This window comes from Paraburkholderia saeva (assembly GCF_907164555.1).
GTDB lineage: Bacteria > Pseudomonadota > Gammaproteobacteria > Burkholderiales > Burkholderiaceae > Paraburkholderia > Paraburkholderia saeva.
This window is the reverse complement of record NZ_CAJQZC010000003.1, coordinates 471194-487973: the sequence shown is the minus strand read 5'-3', so window position 1 is coordinate 487973 and position 16780 is coordinate 471194. Positions and strand designations below refer to the sequence as shown.

Here is a 16780-nt window from a genome sequence, read left to right as displayed (position 1 = left end):
CCATGACAGAACAGACTTCATGCTTCGACGTACGCATCGGCGTCAACCCGCTTTCGTGGATGAACGACGACCTGCCGTCGCTCGGCGGTGAGACATCGCTTGAAACGGCACTCATTGAAGGCCGCCAGATCGGCTACGAAGGCTTCGAACTGGGCAATAAATTCCCCCGTGAACCGCAAGCGCTGCGTGACACGCTCGGCGCCCACGGCCTCGCGCTCGTGTCCGGCTGGTACTCGGGGCAGCTCGCGAAGCGCTCCGTCCAGCAGGAAATCGACGCGGTCGGAGAGCATCTGGAACTGTTGCGGTCGAATGGCGCGACGGTCATGGTGTACGGTGAAGTCGCCGACAGCATCCAGGGCGCCGCACAGGAACTCAGCCGCCGCCCGCGTTTTCGCAGTGCGCGCGAATGGGACGACTACGCGCAACGGCTCGATACCTTCGCGCAATTTACCTTGCAGCAAGGTGTGCGTGTCGCGTACCACCACCACATGGGCGCGTATGTCGAGTCGCCGGCCGACGTGGAGCAGCTGATGGCATCGACCAGCGACGCGGTCGGGCTCCTGTTCGATACGGGGCACATCACGTTTGCGGGCGGCGATCCGCTTGCTGTGCTCGAACGCCATATCGGGCGTGTCTGTCACGTGCACTGCAAGGACGTGCGTCCTGCGGTGCTGGAGATGGCGCGCAATCGCGGCTGGAGTTTCCTCGAAGCGGTATTGGCAGGCGCGTTCACCGTGCCAGGCGACGGTTCCGTCGATTTCGCGGGCATCATCCGCACGCTGGCCCGGCACGGTTATCGCGGCTGGCTCGTGGTGGAAGCCGAACAGGACCCGGCCATTGCGCCGTCGTACCAATACGCGCAGTGCGGCTACCGCACGCTCCGCGCACTGGTCGACACAGCCGGACGCCGCCAGACTGGCCAGGAGGCGGCATGAAGCTGCTCGTCAAGGCATCGCCTGACGCCGCAACGATCGCCAGCGTGACGCCCGCCTCCGCCGGTTGGCGGCATGTCGGCTTCGAGGCGGTACGCCTGGCGGAAGGCGAATCGATCGCGCGGCGCTTCGACGACGAGGAAATGTGCGTGGTCGTGGTGAGCGGCTGCGTCACGCTTCAGGCGGCCGGCACGCATACGGATACTCAGCAGCAATGGGACCGGCTGTTCTCGCGCCACTCGCCATTCGACGACATCGGCCCTCATGCGCTGTACGCGCCGCCCGGCACGACTGTGCGCGCATCCGCTCACGGCCCGGTCGAACTGGCTATCTGCACGGCACCCGCGCGAGGCACGCTTCCCGTGCGATTGATCGAACCGGGTCATCTTCCGTCGACACGGCGCGGGGTTGCCGCCAATACCCGCTACGTACGCGACATTCTTCCTCAAAGCGAGCCTGCCGAAAGTCTGCTGGTTGTCGAAGTGCGCACGCCCTCCGGACATTCCTCCAGCTATCCGCCGCACAAGCATGATGCGGACACGATTCCCGCCGAGAGCGTGCTTGAGGAAATCTACTACCACCGCATCGACCCGCCGCAAGGGTTCGTCGTGCAACGCGTCTATACCGACGCACGCGATCTCGACGAAACCATGTCCGCGGAAGACCGCGACGTGGTGCTCGTGCCACGCGGCTATCACCCCGTCATCGTTCCCTACGGCTACGAGTCGTACTACCTGAACGTGATGGCCGGCCCAACCCGGGCCTGGCATTTTCGCAATGACCCGGCTCACGAGTGGATAGTCAGCACGCCGTCGCGCTGAGCCATCGCGGCAGCTGCGACGGGTCCATGTTTCATTTGCCTGTCGATCATCAGATAAGGATTTTCATGTCAGATTCTTTACCCAACGGCGCCGCTTCGCAACCGCTCGCACATCACATCGGCGGTGTCCGTGTTGCCGGCGACGGCGCCCGCAGCGCACCGCTGTTCAACCCGGCGACCGGCCAGCAGAGCGGCACCGTGTCGCTCGCCAATGCGGCCACGGTGGACCACGCGGTCGCCGCCGCCCAGACGGCCTTCCCCGCATGGTCTGACACGCCACCGCTCAAGCGCGCGCGTATTCTCAACCGCTTCCGTCAGATCGTCGAAGCCAGAAGCGCCGAACTGGCTCGCGCCATCACGCTGGAACACGGCAAGACCTTCGACGACGCGTTAGGCGAGGTTGCGCGCGGTATAGAGGTGGTCGAGTTCGCGTGCGGCGCGCCACATCTGCTCAAAGGTCAGTTCACCGACCAGATCGGCGGCGGCATCGACAACTGGTCGATGCGCCAGCCGCTGGGCGTGGTTGCCGGTATCACGCCATTCAATTTCCCCGCCATGGTGCCGATGTGGATGTTCCCCATCGCACTGGCATGCGGTAACACGTTCGTACTCAAACCTTCAGAGCGGGATCCGTCGGCTGCGGTACTGCTCGCCGACTGGTTCGCCGAAGCAGGTCTGCCGGCTGGCGTGTTCAACGTCGTGCACGGCGACAAGACCGCGGTCGACGCCCTGCTCGCCCATCCGGACGTGCAGGCCCTGTCGTTCGTGGGATCCACGCCGGTCGCTGAATATATCTATAGGGAAGGCACGCGTCGCGGCAAGCGGGTACAGGCGCTCGGCGGCGCCAAAAATCATTTGATCGCCATGCCGGATGCGTCACCCGTTCAAGTGGCCGACGCACTGATGGGTGCGGCATTCGGCTCGGCAGGCGAGCGCTGCATGGCGATCTCGGTGGCCGTCGCGGTGGGCTCGATGAGCGATGTGCTGGTCGAGGAACTGCAAAAGCGCATCGGCACGCTGCGCGTGGGCAGCGGTCTCGACGACGGTATCGAGATGGGGCCGCTCGTGACCTCCGCCCACCGCGACAAGGTCACCGGCTACATCGCCCGGGGCATCGAGGAAGGTGCGCGGCTCGTCGTGGATGGCCGTCAGCATGCAATCTGCAAGCAGGACGGCTACTTTGTCGGCGCAACGCTATTCGATCACGTGACGCCGGACATGACGATTTATCGCGAGGAAATTTTCGGTCCGGTGCTGGCGATCGTGCGCGTACCGGATTTCGCCAGCGCAGTCGACCTGGTCAACGCGCACGAATTCGCCAATGGCGTCGCCCTGTACACGTCCGACGGCGGAACTGCCCGAGCCTTCGCGCGCAGCATCAAGGCAGGCATGGTCGGCATCAACGTACCGCTGCCGGTGCCGATGGCATGGCACTCGTTCGGCGGCTGGAAGCGCTCGCTGTTTGGCGATCACCATGCATACGGTGAAGAAGGCATCCGTTTCTACACCCGCTATAAGAGCGTCATGCAGCGCTGGCCCGGCAGCATCGCGAGGGGCGCCGAGTTCACCATGCCCGTAGCGAGCTGACCGGGCACACGCAATACGGGCTGCCGCACTGGCGCAGACCGGGTCCGTTGCGGCCCGGATCTGCGCCAGTGCGGCAGCCCGCGACTCCGGGTAAATGCCAACACGATTTCAACGTTCAGCCGATTGAAAGTCCACATTAATTATTGCATTATTGCACTCGTGTGCAATTTGACGCCTGGAAAAAGCCCCGGTCCTTGCCGCCAGCCTCGGACTGGCGAGCAACCGGATCCATCATCAGAAAAACAGGAGACACGCATGTCAACGCAACGCACCCGCAACCCTTCCTGCCTCGGCCGTCAACCCATGTTCATACCCGGCGTGACCGCCACCTTCTAAACCATTTCGCCCGCCCCTTGGTGCACACGTGTGCACCAAGGCATGACCAGGAATCTTCATGTCAAAACAGACAGCGCCGACCGACCCCGTACTTCCGACGGACAACGGACAAAGCGGCATCCCACCGGAACATCCAGCGGCGGCTTCCCGAATCCTTTGCGCCCGCCCTGTCACACGACGTGCCGGCGCATTTATTTATCGCTGCGGGGTGGCTGTCGCGCTCACTGCCACGCTGGGTATGGCCGCCTGCACCGCGCCTTTGACGGCAGCCCGCGCGCCAGGTGCCGATGCCCAGGGCGGCCAGCCCTGGCAACTCGAATCCGTGGTGATTGTGAGCCGCCATGGCGTGCGCTCGCCAACCCATACCAGGCCGCCGCTCGCGCAGCTTTCTTCGCAAAGCTGGCCGACGTGGCCCGTACAGCCAGGCCAGCTGACCGAACGCGGCGCGGCACTGGTCGAACAGATGGGCCGTTACTACGGCGCGTGGCTGCGCGAGCAGCACGTACTCCCGACCGGTACCTGCCCCGCGCCTGGCCAGGTCTACGGATGGGCGGACGTCGATCAGCGCACGCGGCTCACTGGCGACGTGCTTCTGCGGGGCATCGCGCCAGACTGTGGACTCGGCGCGGCCCACGAGGCGTCGCTCGACAAAGCCGACCCGCTATTTCATTCGACTGAATCAGGCGTATGCCCACTCGATCCGCAACGGGCCCGCAAAGCTATCGATGCAAGATTGGGCAGCGGTGGCCTCTCTGGCCTGAGCAGCACATATGCCGCGACGCTCGGCCGGATGAGCGAGGTGCTTCAGTTCACGGCCAGCCCGTTATGCCCGGCATCTGCGCAGCCCGGCCAGTGCAGATTCGAGGCGCTGCAGAACCGCGTGGAAATCGATGCAGACGGCCGTCACATGCGGCTTGACGGACCGCTCGGTATCGCCTCCACCGTGTCCGAAGTGTTCCTGCTCGAACATGCACAGGGCTTCCCCGCCGATCAGGTGGCCTGGGGACGAATTAGCGACGCGGCCGACTGGCATCGCCTGCTTCAGGCACACAACGCGCAATTCGATCTGATGGCGAAAACGCCTTATCTGGCCCAGCGCAAAGGTACGCCGCTGCTCGCCGACGTGACAGCGGCGCTTGAGCAAAACGACGCTGCTACCCATGCCCCCGCCGGCAATCGAGTCTATGTGCTCGGCGCTCACGATACGAATCTGGCCAATCTGGCAGGCATGCTGCAACTCGACTGGATGCTTCCCGATCAGCCTGACAACACGCCGCCCGGCGGAGCACTGGTCTTCTCACGCTGGCGCGACCCCGCCTCCGCAACAGACTACGTGACGGTAGAGCTCGTCTACCAGTCGCTCGAACAACTGCGCGATCAGACGGCACTGTCCATCGCTGTCCCGCCTCGGCACGTCTCACTTCCGGTGCCCGGCTGTCAGGATCCTGCCCATCAGAACGCATGCAGGTTGCAGGACTTTTCGCGCGTGGTCAAACAGGTCCTCGCGCCGGATTGCATCGGGCGTCCCTAGCCGCCGGATGAAGCAACACAAGAAGAATCGACAACGACAACTGGAGATATCAAGCATGAAGAAGACAACAGGATGCCTGCTATTCGCAGGCGCCGCGAGCCTGTTCGCTCAGACGGCACTCGCTGCGGATTCCGCAAGCGAATTCGATCCGCATGCGCCGACGACTTCGAAGGACCCCGACACCGGAAGCTTCAACAATACGTCCAAGACCGTGCCCGACATCTCGTCCATTCTGCTCTATGGCAAGGTGGAAACCGGCTTCATGTTTGGGAACTCGGATGCAGGTGTGAAGAACCGCGAGATGTGGAACGGAACGTCGTACTGGGGACTTCGAGGCACTGAATCGCTGGGGGGCGGCACGACGGCCTTCTTCTTCCTTGAAACCGGCTTCAAGCTGCTGAGCGGAAAGGGCCCTTCGAACGGCGTGCTGTGGAGCAAGGGCTCTTATGTCGGCTTGTCCAACCCCGAGTTTGGACGCATGGAAATGGGGCGTATGCACAAGCCGGACTATTGGGCTTACGTCGACTCCGACCGCAACCTCGACTTCAGCGATTCGAGTCTCGCGGCAATCAAACTGCAATACGACACCGTACTCGGATACTCCACCTACACGGATTACCTGTCGAATGCGATCTATTATTCAACACCCCATTTTCACGGTTTGAGCGCTGACGTCGGATATGGCTTCTCGAACGTATCGGGGTTCCAGTCGCGGGCCGGCCAGGAGTTCGGCACGCGCGTGCGATATGCGATCGGACCGCTCCATCTGAACATCGCATTCAACAACTACGGTTATTACGCCAACAGCAAGACTTCGAACTCGTCGAGCTGGAAAACGGAGCTGGTCAGCGCCTCGTACAAAGCGTGGCACGACATCGAAATAGGTGCTAACTACATTTATGCGCACCGCACCGACGACAACTGGTTCGCTTCGTCATGGCAGGTCAACGTGGGCGTGCCGCTCGGCCATTCCGACGTCAACATCGGCACCGCGCACGTGAGTCAGCAAGGTGATCGCGTGACGCAAAGCTATTCGCTGAACTATGCCTATCACCTGTCACTGCGAACTACGCTATTCGCCAACGCCGTTTATTACGACAACAATTCCAACGGCATTGTCGGCGTCGGCGTTTTTGCGAACGATACGGTTCAACCGGGATACGCGCCGTGGGCAGTCGGCGTGGGCATCAAACACAAGTTCTGACCACGCTATCGCGTCGCCGGGGTAATCGCGCAGGATGACGAGTCGAACAATACCCCGGCAACACGCTGCAGTCATGAGCCCTCTCACGGCGGCCGCAGTGCGTGATAGCGACCCGGCTGACGCGTCTACCCGGCGCATCGTTGACCGGTTGCCGGTAAAGGCCTAAGGGGATTCGCCGGAGCAACCGGTTTTTTCGTCGGAGGTGGTACCTCAAAGCCGTTGCAGCGTAGGGACGTCCCCGTCCATCTGCCCAAGCGGCGTCTTGTGGTCCACGGTTGTCGCTTCAGGCTCAGGCACACGCTGATCGATCGCTGCAGCAATCTGCTGCGGTCGTCGCTCGAGCTTCGCCACCTGATCCGCGTGATACGAAGAACGCACCAGTGGCCCTGCCACGACCTCGCGAAATCCCAGCTTCAATCCCTCCTCACGTACCGCCTCGAACGCATCTGGCGGCATATAACGCCGCACTGGCATGTGAAACCGCGACGGTGCCAGATACTGCCCGAGTGTCAGAATATCGACATCGTGTGCACGCATATCCTGCATCGTGTGCAACAGCTCACGATCGGTTTCGCCAAGACCAATCATCAATCCCGACTTCGTGACGACGCATTGATTTGCGCGTTTCACGCGTGCGAGCAGTTCAAGCGATCCTTCGTAATGCGCGCCCGCGCGTGCGGCGCGATATAACGACGGCACGGTTTCGATGTTGTGATTGAACACGTCGGGCCATGCCGTTTCGAACGCCGTGAGCGCGCGATCGATGCGCCCCCGGAAATCCGGTGTCAGCACTTCGACGCGGATTCCGGGAACGCGCTCGCGAATCAGCGCGATACAGCGAACGAAATGCTCAGCCCCACCATCGCGCAGATCGTCACGATCCACCGACGTGATCACGACATAGCGCAAGCCGAGCGCCGCGACTACATCCGCAAGCCGCCCGGGTTCGTCGACATCGAGCGGCTCGGGCCGCCCGTGCGCCACGTCGCAGAATGCACACCGACGCGTACAGATCCCTCCCATGATCATGAACGTCGCTGTGCGCTGCGCGAAACACTCGCCGATGTTCGGGCACATCGCCTCTTCACAGACCGAATGCAGACGATGTGCGCGCAGGATGGCCGCCATTTCCGCGACGGTTTCACTCATCATCGGGCGGGCGTGCAGCCATGGGGGCTTTGGCAGAACGCCACCAGCGTCTGTCGAAACCGGCACGATCTTCACGGGAATGCGGGCCAGCTTCTCGCGGCTGCGCAACCCGTGCTGACCGAGCGCGGTCGTGCTCTGGTTCGCGGGCACGGTGCTCATCGTCATTGCCCGAAGAACTCGTTGAGCAGACGGTTCACTTCCGACGCCGCTTCCATCTGCACCATGTGCCCCTTCCCCTCGATCACATGAACACGCACGTTCGACGGCAGCCCTTCGGCGTGACGCGCGGGAACGATCTGGTCTTCGGTGCCCCAGATCACCAGTGTGCGCGGCGCAAGCGTTTCCAGTCTGTCGCGATACTGACGCCGCTGCACACCACCCTCGAACGCCGACGCGGCGATCTTCTGCAATGCGTCGCTCACGCCTTCGAGCCGCTTGTAGCGAACGATGTCTTCCACGAGCTGACGGGTGACCAGCGATCCATCGGCGAAGAGTTTCGTCAGATGCGGCTTCAGCGTGTTGCGGCTGGTCCCGGCCGTAAAGCCTTCGATGTACTCCCGGTTGATGTCGTCGCCGAGGCCCGCGCCCGCAATCAGCGCGAGCGAAGCGACGCGTTGCGGCGCCCGCTCCGCCACTGTCATCGCGATGAGCGCGCCCATCGAATGCCCGACGAGATGCGCCCGTTCGATGCCGCGATCGTCGAGAAACGCGATCACGCTGTCGGCGAGTTCATCGGCACTGCCGGTTTCGACCGCTTTGGCGGATTCGCCGTGCCCCGGCAGATCGAGCGCCCACACTGTGCGATGCGCGGCGAGATCCGCGTGATTGAAGAGCCAGTTGTTGAGATCGCCGCCAAAGCCGTGAATCAGCACCACCGGCGTGCCGCCTTCCCCGAGTTTCAGCCAGCGTATCGTGCGGCCGCCAATCTGCGCTTTTTCCGGCTGCGGACCGGTGTCGCCATCCACAGCCGCCAGTGGCACGAAATCGCGCTGGAACGCGTCGACGGCCGCATCTATTTCGCTGTCAGGCGTTTCCGCGTCCGCCACGACGCCAAGCAGCGCGCCGACCGGCAGCGTTTCGCCTTCCTGCGCAACCTGCCGCCGCAACGTGCCGATGAAGGCGCACTCAACGCCGGAGGAGATCTTGTCGGTTTCTACGTCGAGCACTTCGTCGCCTTTCGCGACCTTGTCGCCCACCGACTTCAGCCAGCCGTTGACCTGGCCCTGCTCCATCGAAAGGCCCCACTTGGGCATCGTGATCATGTGAATCGGCATTGCTCAGCTCCTTACCTTGCGCACGGCGGCCGCGATCTGGTCCGGCGACGGGATGTACAGGTCTTCCAGCACACCGGCAAACGGCACGGGCGTGTGCGGCGCGGTGACGAGTTCGATCGGCGCCTTCAGTGAGTGGAACGCACGCCCGGCGACCAGCGCGGATATATCCGTTGCCATCGAACAGCGGCGATTCGCTTCGTCCACGACGACAACACGTCCTGTGCGCCCGGCGCTTTCGAGAATGGTTTCCTCGTCGAGCGGCGAAGTCGTGCGCAGATCGATCACATCGACCTGGATGCCTTCTTTTGCGAGCTTTTCTGCAGCTTCGGTCGCGTAGTGCACCATGCGGCCGTACGTGACGATGGTTGCGTCATCGCCTTCGCGCACGACGTTCGCCTCACCGAACGGAATCGCATACGACTCTTCCGGCACATCGCCTTCGCGGGTGTACAGCAGTTTGTGTTCGCAGAAGATGACTGGATCGTTGTCGCGGATGGCCTGGATCAGCAGGCCTTTTGCGTCGTATGGAGTCGACGGGCACACCACCTTGAGGCCGGGTATATGTGTGAAGAGGGAAGTCAGCATCTGCGAATGCTGGGCCGCCGCGCGCAGGCCCGCGCCCTGCATCGTGCGGATGACAACGGGTGTCACTGCCTTGCCGCCGAACATATAGCGGAATTTCGCGGCCTGATTGAAGATCTGGTCGAAGCACACGCCCATGAAGTCGATGAACATCAGCTCCGCGACCGGTCGCAACCCGCAGGCGGCCGCACCGACCGCCGCACCGATAAAGCCGCCTTCCGAAAGCGGCGTATCGAGCACGCGCCCCGGATACTTGTGATAGAGCCCTTTCGTGACGCCGAGCACACCGCCCCACGCGTCCTGTTCGCCGGGTGCGCCCGCGCCGCCCGAGTTGTCTTCGCCCATTACGATGACGCTGTCATCGCGCGCCATCTCCTGGCTCAGGGCTTCGTTGATCGCCTGAGAAAACGTGATTTTCCGTGCCATGTCTGTCTCCTGTCGACCAGAGTTGGCGCTTTAGCGCTTACTCTGGTCCCATGCAATTCACTTGCGGTCGACCAGAGTTGGCGCTTTAGCGCTTACTCTGGTCCCATGCAATTCACTTGCGGTCGACCAGAGTTGGCGCTTTAGCTGTCGGCTGGAGTTCGCGCTTTAGCGCGCTACTCCAGTCCCATGCAAAGCGCTTACTCTGGTCCCATGCAATTCACTTGCTTGGTCTGTCGGGTTCGTCTCGCGTTTACGTCACAGCCTGACGGCGTTACGGATACGACACGTAGACGTCGGTCAGCAGGTCTTCCGCGGTCGGCATCGGCGCGGCCTTGGCCTCGCTGACGGCCGCGTCGATCAACGCCTTCACCTTTGCATCGACGCCGCGCAGATCGTCGTGCGAAACCATTTCCGCGCGCACCACGCGTTCTTCAAACCGCTTGAGACAGTCCTTTTCGTCACGCAGCTTCTGCACCTCGCCGGGCGCGCGGTAGGTTTGCGCATCGCCTTCGAAATGCCCGAAATAGCGGGAGAATTTGACTTCGACGAGCGTCGGGCCGCCACCACCGCGCGCGCGTTCGATCGCTTCGCCGAGCGCTTCGTGCACGGCGAAAAAGTCGAAGCCGTCGACGATCACGCCCGGCATGCCGAATCCGCTCGCGCGATCCGCGATGTTGTCGGTCGCCACCGAGTACGTCGACGACGTAGCTTCCGCGTAGCCGTTGTTTTCCGCGACGAAGATCACCGGCAGCCGCCACACCGAAGCGAGATTCATCGATTCGAAGATCACACCCTGATTCGATGCGCCGTCGCCAAAGAAGCACACGCCCACACCGCCGGTTTTCTTCTGCTTCGCGGCGAGCGCCGCGCCGCACACGAGCGGGCCGCCCGCACCGACGATGCCGTTTGCGCCCAGCATGCCTTTGGACAGATCGGCGATATGCATCGAGCCGCCCTTGCCGTGACACACGCCGGTCTTGCGGCCATAGATCTCGGCCATCATGCCGCGCACGTCGACACCTTTGGCAATGCAGTGACCGTGGCCACGGTGCGTCGTCGCGACATAATCCGCGTCGTTCAGATGCATCATCGTGCCGACCGCCGACGCCTCTTCGCCGGCATACAGGTGCACGAAACCGGGGATTTCACCCGTCGCGAATTCGACGTGCAGACGCTCCTCGAATTCGCGGATCGTGCGCATCATCCGGTACGCCTCCAGTAGTTCGCCCTTGCCCAACTGTGCTGAAACAGACATGGTTCGTCTCCTTGATAGATTTCACTGCCTGCTGCAATGAGCGCCGAACGAATGCAACCGGTTTCGTCCGGCGCCGACTCCTAAGTACTTCCTGCCGCCACCTCACGCATGAGTTGCCGCGATGCCGAGTAACGCAGCACGCGCTCGACATCGACCGTGAGCGGTCCACGCCAGTCGAGTGCGACCTCATAGCGGTCGCCGCGTTCGAGTTCGATCTCGCGTTCGCCGTCGAACGCAAGCGTGCCGTGTTCCGCGTAAAGCGGCGTCCACGCGCCCGCTTCAAGCCGCTCGCAGGCGCGCATCGTCACCTGATCGATGCGACCCGGCGCAATCGGCGCAAGGATCGGCACACCGCTTTCACCCGGGCGCGCGAATGTCAGATGCAAACCGTGCGACGCCGCGCGATCGACCGGCGCGAACGCGCCGCCAATCGACGACAGTCCGATGCCATCCGGCGCGGCAAACGTCAGAAAGAGTGTTTCGATATCCGAAGGCTCGGAAACGGCCCGCGCGCCGACAAATCGCTGGCGGCTCACGCAGACGTCCACGAGCGCGATTTCTTCGCGCCCCTGGTTCGGGCCCTCGACGCAACGCACGACAAGGCGCTTGTTGCGCACCAGCGCGATCTCGGGCGGCACCGCGCGCGAGGCCACCAGCGCCCCGGCAAGGCCCGCGACAGTGGCTTCGCGCAGATCGGGAAACGCGTTGTTGGTGCCCGTCGAAAGCGTTAGCAACGGCACGTCGCCGCAATGCGCGGCGGCCGCGCGATGCGTACCGTCGCCGCCGAGCACGGCGATCAGACTGACGCCTTCGCGCACCATGTGCGCGACGCCGACGTGCGTATCCGCGACGCTGTCGGAAAACGGCAACGCAAGAAATTCGACTTCAGGCCAGCGTTGATGCGAAGCGACGGCCTTGTGTGTTTCGATTGCGCGCAGCAGCAGCGCGGAAACGCCGGTCTTGTCACGCAGCGTCAGTACGCGATCAACGCCGAGCGCGCCGAGACCCGCGAGCAGCCGCACAATCATGTTGGCTTTTTCTGCCGTCGGGAAAACAGACGCGTGCGTCGTGAGGCGCCGGATATCGCGGCCCGATGCAGGATTCGCAATGACACCCACTGTGACGGGAACAGACACGTGCTTGTCTCCTCGTGTGAAACGCAACGTGCGCTTCAAGTGAGCGGAGATACTGCAAGGGATGTGCCAAAACACATCCAGCACTCCGGAATACGCAGAAACGCCTGTATTCAAGGGGCTTTGCGTGACCAGGGCTGATTCAGCGCCTGGCTGAAAGCACGTCCGGTGAAACGCATGCTGCATCCCGCCATCGATGCAACGGCTTCACGCGTAACACGCCGTGCGACGGACGAATCCGTGCGCACCATACCGGGCATGCGATTGCGGGGGAACGAGACCGTCTCATCGCAGCCTGAGACAAACGTCTCACGTGTCTTTCATGCTGCAGTGCAGTGTGATCGCGCTTTCGAGTTGTGCTACAAGGTCGGACAGGAATCCTCCAGCATCGCTCGACGGGAGTCGACCATGCCTTACGTCTCGCAAACACAGCACGTCGATCGCGTGCGGGGCGCCATCGAAGGACGTTTGCCCCCACCTGCCGGATCGTCGCGCCTCGTCTCTTCCTGGCAGCGCTCGTTCGAAACCTGGCAGCTCGATCCCGGTTCGGCAATCGGTCCGCGTGTGTTGACTTCATCGGAACTGCGCGAGATCCAGGGAAAGGAAGAAGCGTTTCTGCGCGCATCGGGACAGTGCCTTTCGCGGTTGCACGACATGATTCGCGTCGTCGACTATTGCGTGATGCTGACCGACGCGCACGGCGTGACGATCGACTACCGTATCGATCGCGACCGGCGCAGTCATTTCAAGCATGCGGGTCTGTATATCGGTTCGTGCTGGTCCGAACGCGAGGAAGGCACCTGCGGCGTCGCGAATGTGCTGACGGATCTCGCGCCGATCACGGTGCACAAGACCGATCATTTCCGCGCCGCATTCACGACGCTGACGTGCAGCGCCGCGCCGATCTTCGCGCCGGCAGGCGAACTGATCGGCGTGCTCGACGCATCGGCGGTGCAATCGCCGGATAACCGCGAAAGCCAGCGGCTCGTCTTTCAGCTGGTACGTCAAAGCGCCGGGCTGATCGAAGACGGCTATTTCCTGAACCAGACGACGCAGCACTGGATCCTGTTCGGCCACGCAAGCCGCAACTTCGTCGAAGCGCAACCCGAACTGCTGATCGCGTTCGACGAGTGCGGCAACATCGTGACGGCGAACCGCAAGGCGCGCGAGTGCATTCCAGATTTGAACGGGCCACGCCACATCGACGATATCTTCGATACATCCGAAGTCCATCTGCACGATCTTGCGCGCACGGACGCCATCGTCGGCTTACGCCTGCGTGCGACGGGCGCCACGCTTTACGCGCGCATCCGCGCACCCATGCGGCGACCGGCGCGCGTCACCGCAACGACAACGCCCACGTCGCACGAATCGCACGCGGAGCGCCATCTCGGCGCGATGAGCCGCTTCCTGCACAGCGCCGACCCGCGTATCGCGCAGAACGCGCAGGTAGCGCTGCGCATCGCTGGAAAGCGTCTGCCAATCCTGATTCTCGGCGAGACGGGCGTTGGGAAGGAAGTGTTCGCGCGCGCGATTCATGAGGCGGGTGAACGCCGCGCGCGGCCGTTCGTCGCCGTGAACTGCGCGGCGATTCCCGAATCGCTGATCGAGAGCGAACTGTTCGGTTATGCGCCCGGTGCCTTTACCGGTGCGCGCAGCCGCGGCGCGCGCGGCAAGATCGCGATGGCGAGCGGTGGCACGCTGTTCCTCGACGAAATCGGCGACATGCCGCTCAGCCTGCAAACGCGTCTGCTGCGCGTGCTCGCCGAAGGCGAAGTGGTGCCGCTGGGTGGCGACGCGCCGGTGCGCGTGGACATCGACGTGATCTGCGCGACGCACCGCAGCCCTTCGCAGATGGTGAGCGAAGGCGTCTTTCGGGAAGACCTGTTCTACCGCCTGAGCGGCGCGACGCTGACGATGCCGCCGCTGCGTGAGCGCGCGGACATTCGCGATGTAATCGAAGCGGTCTTCGATGAAGAGGCCCGTTGCGCCACTCACGTGCTGACGCTCGACGCGCATCTTGCAGAACAGCTGGGCACACTGCCCTGGCCCGGCAATATCCGGCAACTGCGCAATGTGCTGCGCTATGCGTGTGCGGTGTGCGATTCGTCGCGGGTCGAACTACGGCACATCGCGCCTGATATTGCCGCGCTCCTTTCTCCCGTTCACGCGCGCGAAGCGCAACGCACGGCATCGCCCGATGAACGCGCCCGCATTCTCGAAGCGCTCACGCAACAACACTGGCGACCCAACGCAGCGGCACAGGCGTTGGGCATGTCGCGCGCGACGTTATACCGGCGCATGGCAAAACTGAAGATCGTCGGACCGCATCGCTGCTGACGTCACGCTGCACGACATGAAAAAAGCCCGATGCGGTCTGCAACGGGCTTTCGTTTCGTGACGTGCGTGGAAAAGGATGCTTACATCGGCGTGACCTTGACGGCCGCTGCGGACACGAACACCGCATGTATGGTATCGCCCACTTTCACGCCGCTCAGGTCCATATCGGGGCGCGCCTCGACGGTCTGCGTCTGGTAGGGGCCGCGCAGCGTGACGAGACGCTTCTTGCGGTCGATCTTCTGTACGGTCGCGAGCACTTCGATCTTCCGCATCGACTGGAAGCCGCCCGACGCCGGCTGATAGCTCTCCGTATCCACACGTTTGCGCAATCCTGCATCCGATCCGGTGACCTTGTCCGCGGTAACAAGCAATGCGTTCTTGTAGAGAACGTCGACGGTGTCGCCGATCCTGAGCTTGTCGAAACCCTCGATCTGTTCACTCACGACGACGGCGACTACATTGCCGCCCGTGCCTTTTATCGTCAGCATTCGCGAATCAGGCTCGATGCCGATGATCTGTCCTTTCATGTGAACCGCGGGCACCGCGTCGATCACACCCTGTGCCGAACTTGCCAGCGAATCCTGCGCCCACACGGGTTGCGTGACAGCCAGCGAAAGCAACAAGGCTGTTCCAAGGGTCGCTACCTTCATCGAACGTTCTCCTTTTAAAGACTGTTCCAGCGAGTTCAAACCAGCTGAAAGACGCGTGTAATCCGCGAAAAAAGACACAATCGAATGAATCATGCTGCGGGTTGAAACAGTCGACACCAGCCGACGAAAGCGATTGTACAGGCCGATTCCTCATGGGGGAGGGACGCGCGTCACAAACAAAAAGGCACCCTCGCGGGTGCCAGTCCAAACGCTTGAGGCGCGCTGAAGCAGCAGGCGTCAAACGCGCTCGATCGCAATGGCAATGCCCTGCCCGACACCGATACACATCGTGCACAGTGCATAGCGACCCTTCGTGCGTTGCAACTGATACATCGCGGTCGTGACGAGACGCGCGCCGCTCATGCCGAGCGGATGGCCCAATGCAATCGCACCGCCGTTCGGATTCACGCGTGCATCGTCGTCGGCGACACCCAGCGTGCGCAGCACCGCGAGGCCTTGCGACGCGAACGCTTCGTTCAGTTCGATCACATCGAACTGGTCGATCGTCATGCCGAGGCGCGCGAGCAGTTTCTGCGTGGCAGGCGCCGGACCAATGCCCATCACCCGCGGTGCGACGCCTGCGGTCGCCATGCCGAGCACGCGTGCGCGAGGCACGAGGCCAAAGCGTTTCGCGGATTCCTCGTTCGCGAGCAGCAGTGCCGCAGCGCCGTCGTTCACGCCTGAAGCGTTGCCCGCCGTCACGGTGCCGTCGGGGCGCACGACGCCCTTCAGTTTTGCCAGCGTTTCGAGGCTGGTTTCGCGCGGGTGTTCGTCCTGCGAGACGATGGTGGGGTCGCCCTTCTTCTGTGCAACCGATACCGATACGATTTCCTGTGCGAGCGTGCCGTCGCGCTGTGCGCGCGCGGCCTTCTGCTGGCTGCGCACGGCGAACGCGTCCTGGTCGGCACGGCTCACGCCGTAATCCTGCGCGACGTTTTCGCCGGTTTCCGGCATGGAATCGACACCGTATTGCTGCTTCATCAGCTTGTTGACGAAGCGCCAGCCGATCGTCGTGTCGTAGATCGCCGCCTCGCGCGAGAACGCGCTACCCGCCTTGTTCATCACGAACGGCGCGCGACTCATGCTTTCGACGCCACCCGCGACCATCAACGCGGCCTCGCCCGACTTGATCGCGCGCGCCGCAATGCCGACTGCATCCATACCCGAGCCGCACAGACGGTTGACCGTCGAGCCCGGCACATCGAGCGACAACCCCGCGAGCAGCAGCGACATGCGCGCCACGTTGCGGTTGTCTTCACCCGCCTGATTGGCGCAGCCGTAAATCACATCGTCGATGGCCGACCAGTCGACATCCTTGTTGCGCTCTATCAGCGCCTTGAGCGGCACGGCGCCCAGATCGTCAGCACGAACCGACGACAGCGCGCCCGCGTAGCGGCCAATGGGCGTACGAATTGCATCGCACAGGAAAGCTTCAGTCATGTGATGTCTCCAGTTGTGAGCTGCGCCGCTTCGTGTTTGCGGCCGCCAGCCTGGCGCGAAATCCGCCCGCCAGCCGGGCATCGTTCACGATGAGCGGAACAGATTCCACGCCCCGCCGCAC

The 16780-nt window shown here is 62.9% G+C and carries 12 protein-coding genes and 1 pseudogene; 6 read left to right on the top strand and 7 right to left on the bottom strand.

Going from position 1 to position 16780, the window contains the following annotated elements:
• The first annotated feature begins 2 nt into the window (after positions 1-2).
• The 5 genes from iolE (at position 3) to LPA36_RS10335 (ending at position 6410) form a co-directional block, all read left to right on the top strand.
• Positions 3-935, top strand: coding sequence for a myo-inosose-2 dehydratase (gene iolE / locus LPA36_RS10355; RefSeq protein ID WP_228876108.1), 933 nt, complete (start codon positions 3-5; stop codon positions 933-935).
• A complete protein-coding gene (gene iolB / locus LPA36_RS10350; RefSeq protein WP_228876107.1) occupies positions 932-1753 on the top strand; it encodes a 5-deoxy-glucuronate isomerase in 822 nt (273 codons plus the stop codon). Before iolE ends, iolB begins: the two co-directional genes overlap by 4 nt.
• A 65-nt stretch (positions 1754-1818) precedes the next feature.
• Positions 1819-3339 (top strand): CoA-acylating methylmalonate-semialdehyde dehydrogenase, encoded by a 1521-nt coding sequence (locus tag LPA36_RS10345; protein ID WP_228876106.1) that lies wholly within the window; start codon positions 1819-1821, stop codon positions 3337-3339.
• A 394-nt stretch (positions 3340-3733) separates the two neighbouring features.
• Positions 3734-5206, top strand: a complete 1473-nt coding sequence (locus tag LPA36_RS10340) for a histidine-type phosphatase (RefSeq protein ID WP_228876104.1) — start codon at positions 3734-3736, stop codon at positions 5204-5206.
• A gap of 55 nt (positions 5207-5261) precedes the next feature.
• Positions 5262-6410, top strand: coding sequence for a porin (locus LPA36_RS10335; protein WP_228876103.1), 1149 nt, complete (start codon positions 5262-5264; stop codon positions 6408-6410).
• A 348-nt stretch (positions 6411-6758) separates the two neighbouring features.
• On the opposite strand, the pseudogene lipA reads toward LPA36_RS10335, so the two are convergent.
• From lipA to LPA36_RS10310, 5 genes and pseudogenes are all read right to left on the bottom strand, one after another.
• Positions 6759-7718, bottom strand: a pseudogene (gene lipA, locus LPA36_RS10330) (lipoyl synthase); the annotation flags it as partial.
• A gap of 2 nt (positions 7719-7720) precedes the next feature.
• Complete coding sequence (locus LPA36_RS10325) at positions 7721-8833, bottom strand: acetoin dehydrogenase dihydrolipoyllysine-residue acetyltransferase subunit (RefSeq protein WP_228876099.1); 1113 nt, start codon at positions 8831-8833, stop codon at positions 7721-7723.
• Between the two features lie 3 nt (positions 8834-8836).
• Positions 8837-9841 carry an alpha-ketoacid dehydrogenase subunit beta gene (locus LPA36_RS10320; RefSeq protein ID WP_228876098.1) on the bottom strand — a complete coding sequence of 335 codons (1005 nt, stop codon included), beginning with the start codon at positions 9839-9841 and terminating at the stop codon, positions 8837-8839.
• Positions 9842-10112: 271 nt separating this feature from the next.
• Positions 10113-11096: a thiamine pyrophosphate-dependent dehydrogenase E1 component subunit alpha gene (locus LPA36_RS10315; protein WP_228876096.1), complete on the bottom strand. Its 984-nt coding sequence runs from the start codon at positions 11094-11096 to the stop codon at positions 10113-10115.
• An 80-nt stretch (positions 11097-11176) separates the two neighbouring features.
• Positions 11177-12232, bottom strand: coding sequence for an ATP-NAD kinase family protein (locus LPA36_RS10310; protein WP_228876095.1), 1056 nt, complete (start codon positions 12230-12232; stop codon positions 11177-11179).
• Positions 12233-12637: 405 nt separating this feature from the next.
• On the opposite strand from LPA36_RS10310, the gene LPA36_RS10305 reads away from it, so the two are divergent.
• On the top strand, positions 12638-14569 hold the full coding sequence (locus LPA36_RS10305; RefSeq protein WP_228876094.1) for a sigma-54-dependent Fis family transcriptional regulator: 1932 nt from the start codon (positions 12638-12640) through the stop codon (positions 14567-14569).
• 80 nt (positions 14570-14649) lie between these two features.
• Here LPA36_RS10305 and LPA36_RS10300 read toward each other — a convergent pair whose 3' ends face one another.
• Positions 14650-15219: a hypothetical protein gene (locus LPA36_RS10300; RefSeq protein ID WP_228876092.1), complete on the bottom strand. Its 570-nt coding sequence runs from the start codon at positions 15217-15219 to the stop codon at positions 14650-14652.
• A gap of 237 nt (positions 15220-15456) precedes the next feature.
• The gene (pcaF, locus tag LPA36_RS10295; protein ID WP_228876091.1) at positions 15457-16659 is read right to left on the bottom strand and encodes a 3-oxoadipyl-CoA thiolase; all 1203 of its coding nucleotides are present in this window, start codon (positions 16657-16659) and stop codon (positions 15457-15459) included.
• Positions 16660-16780: the final 121 nt, after the last annotated feature.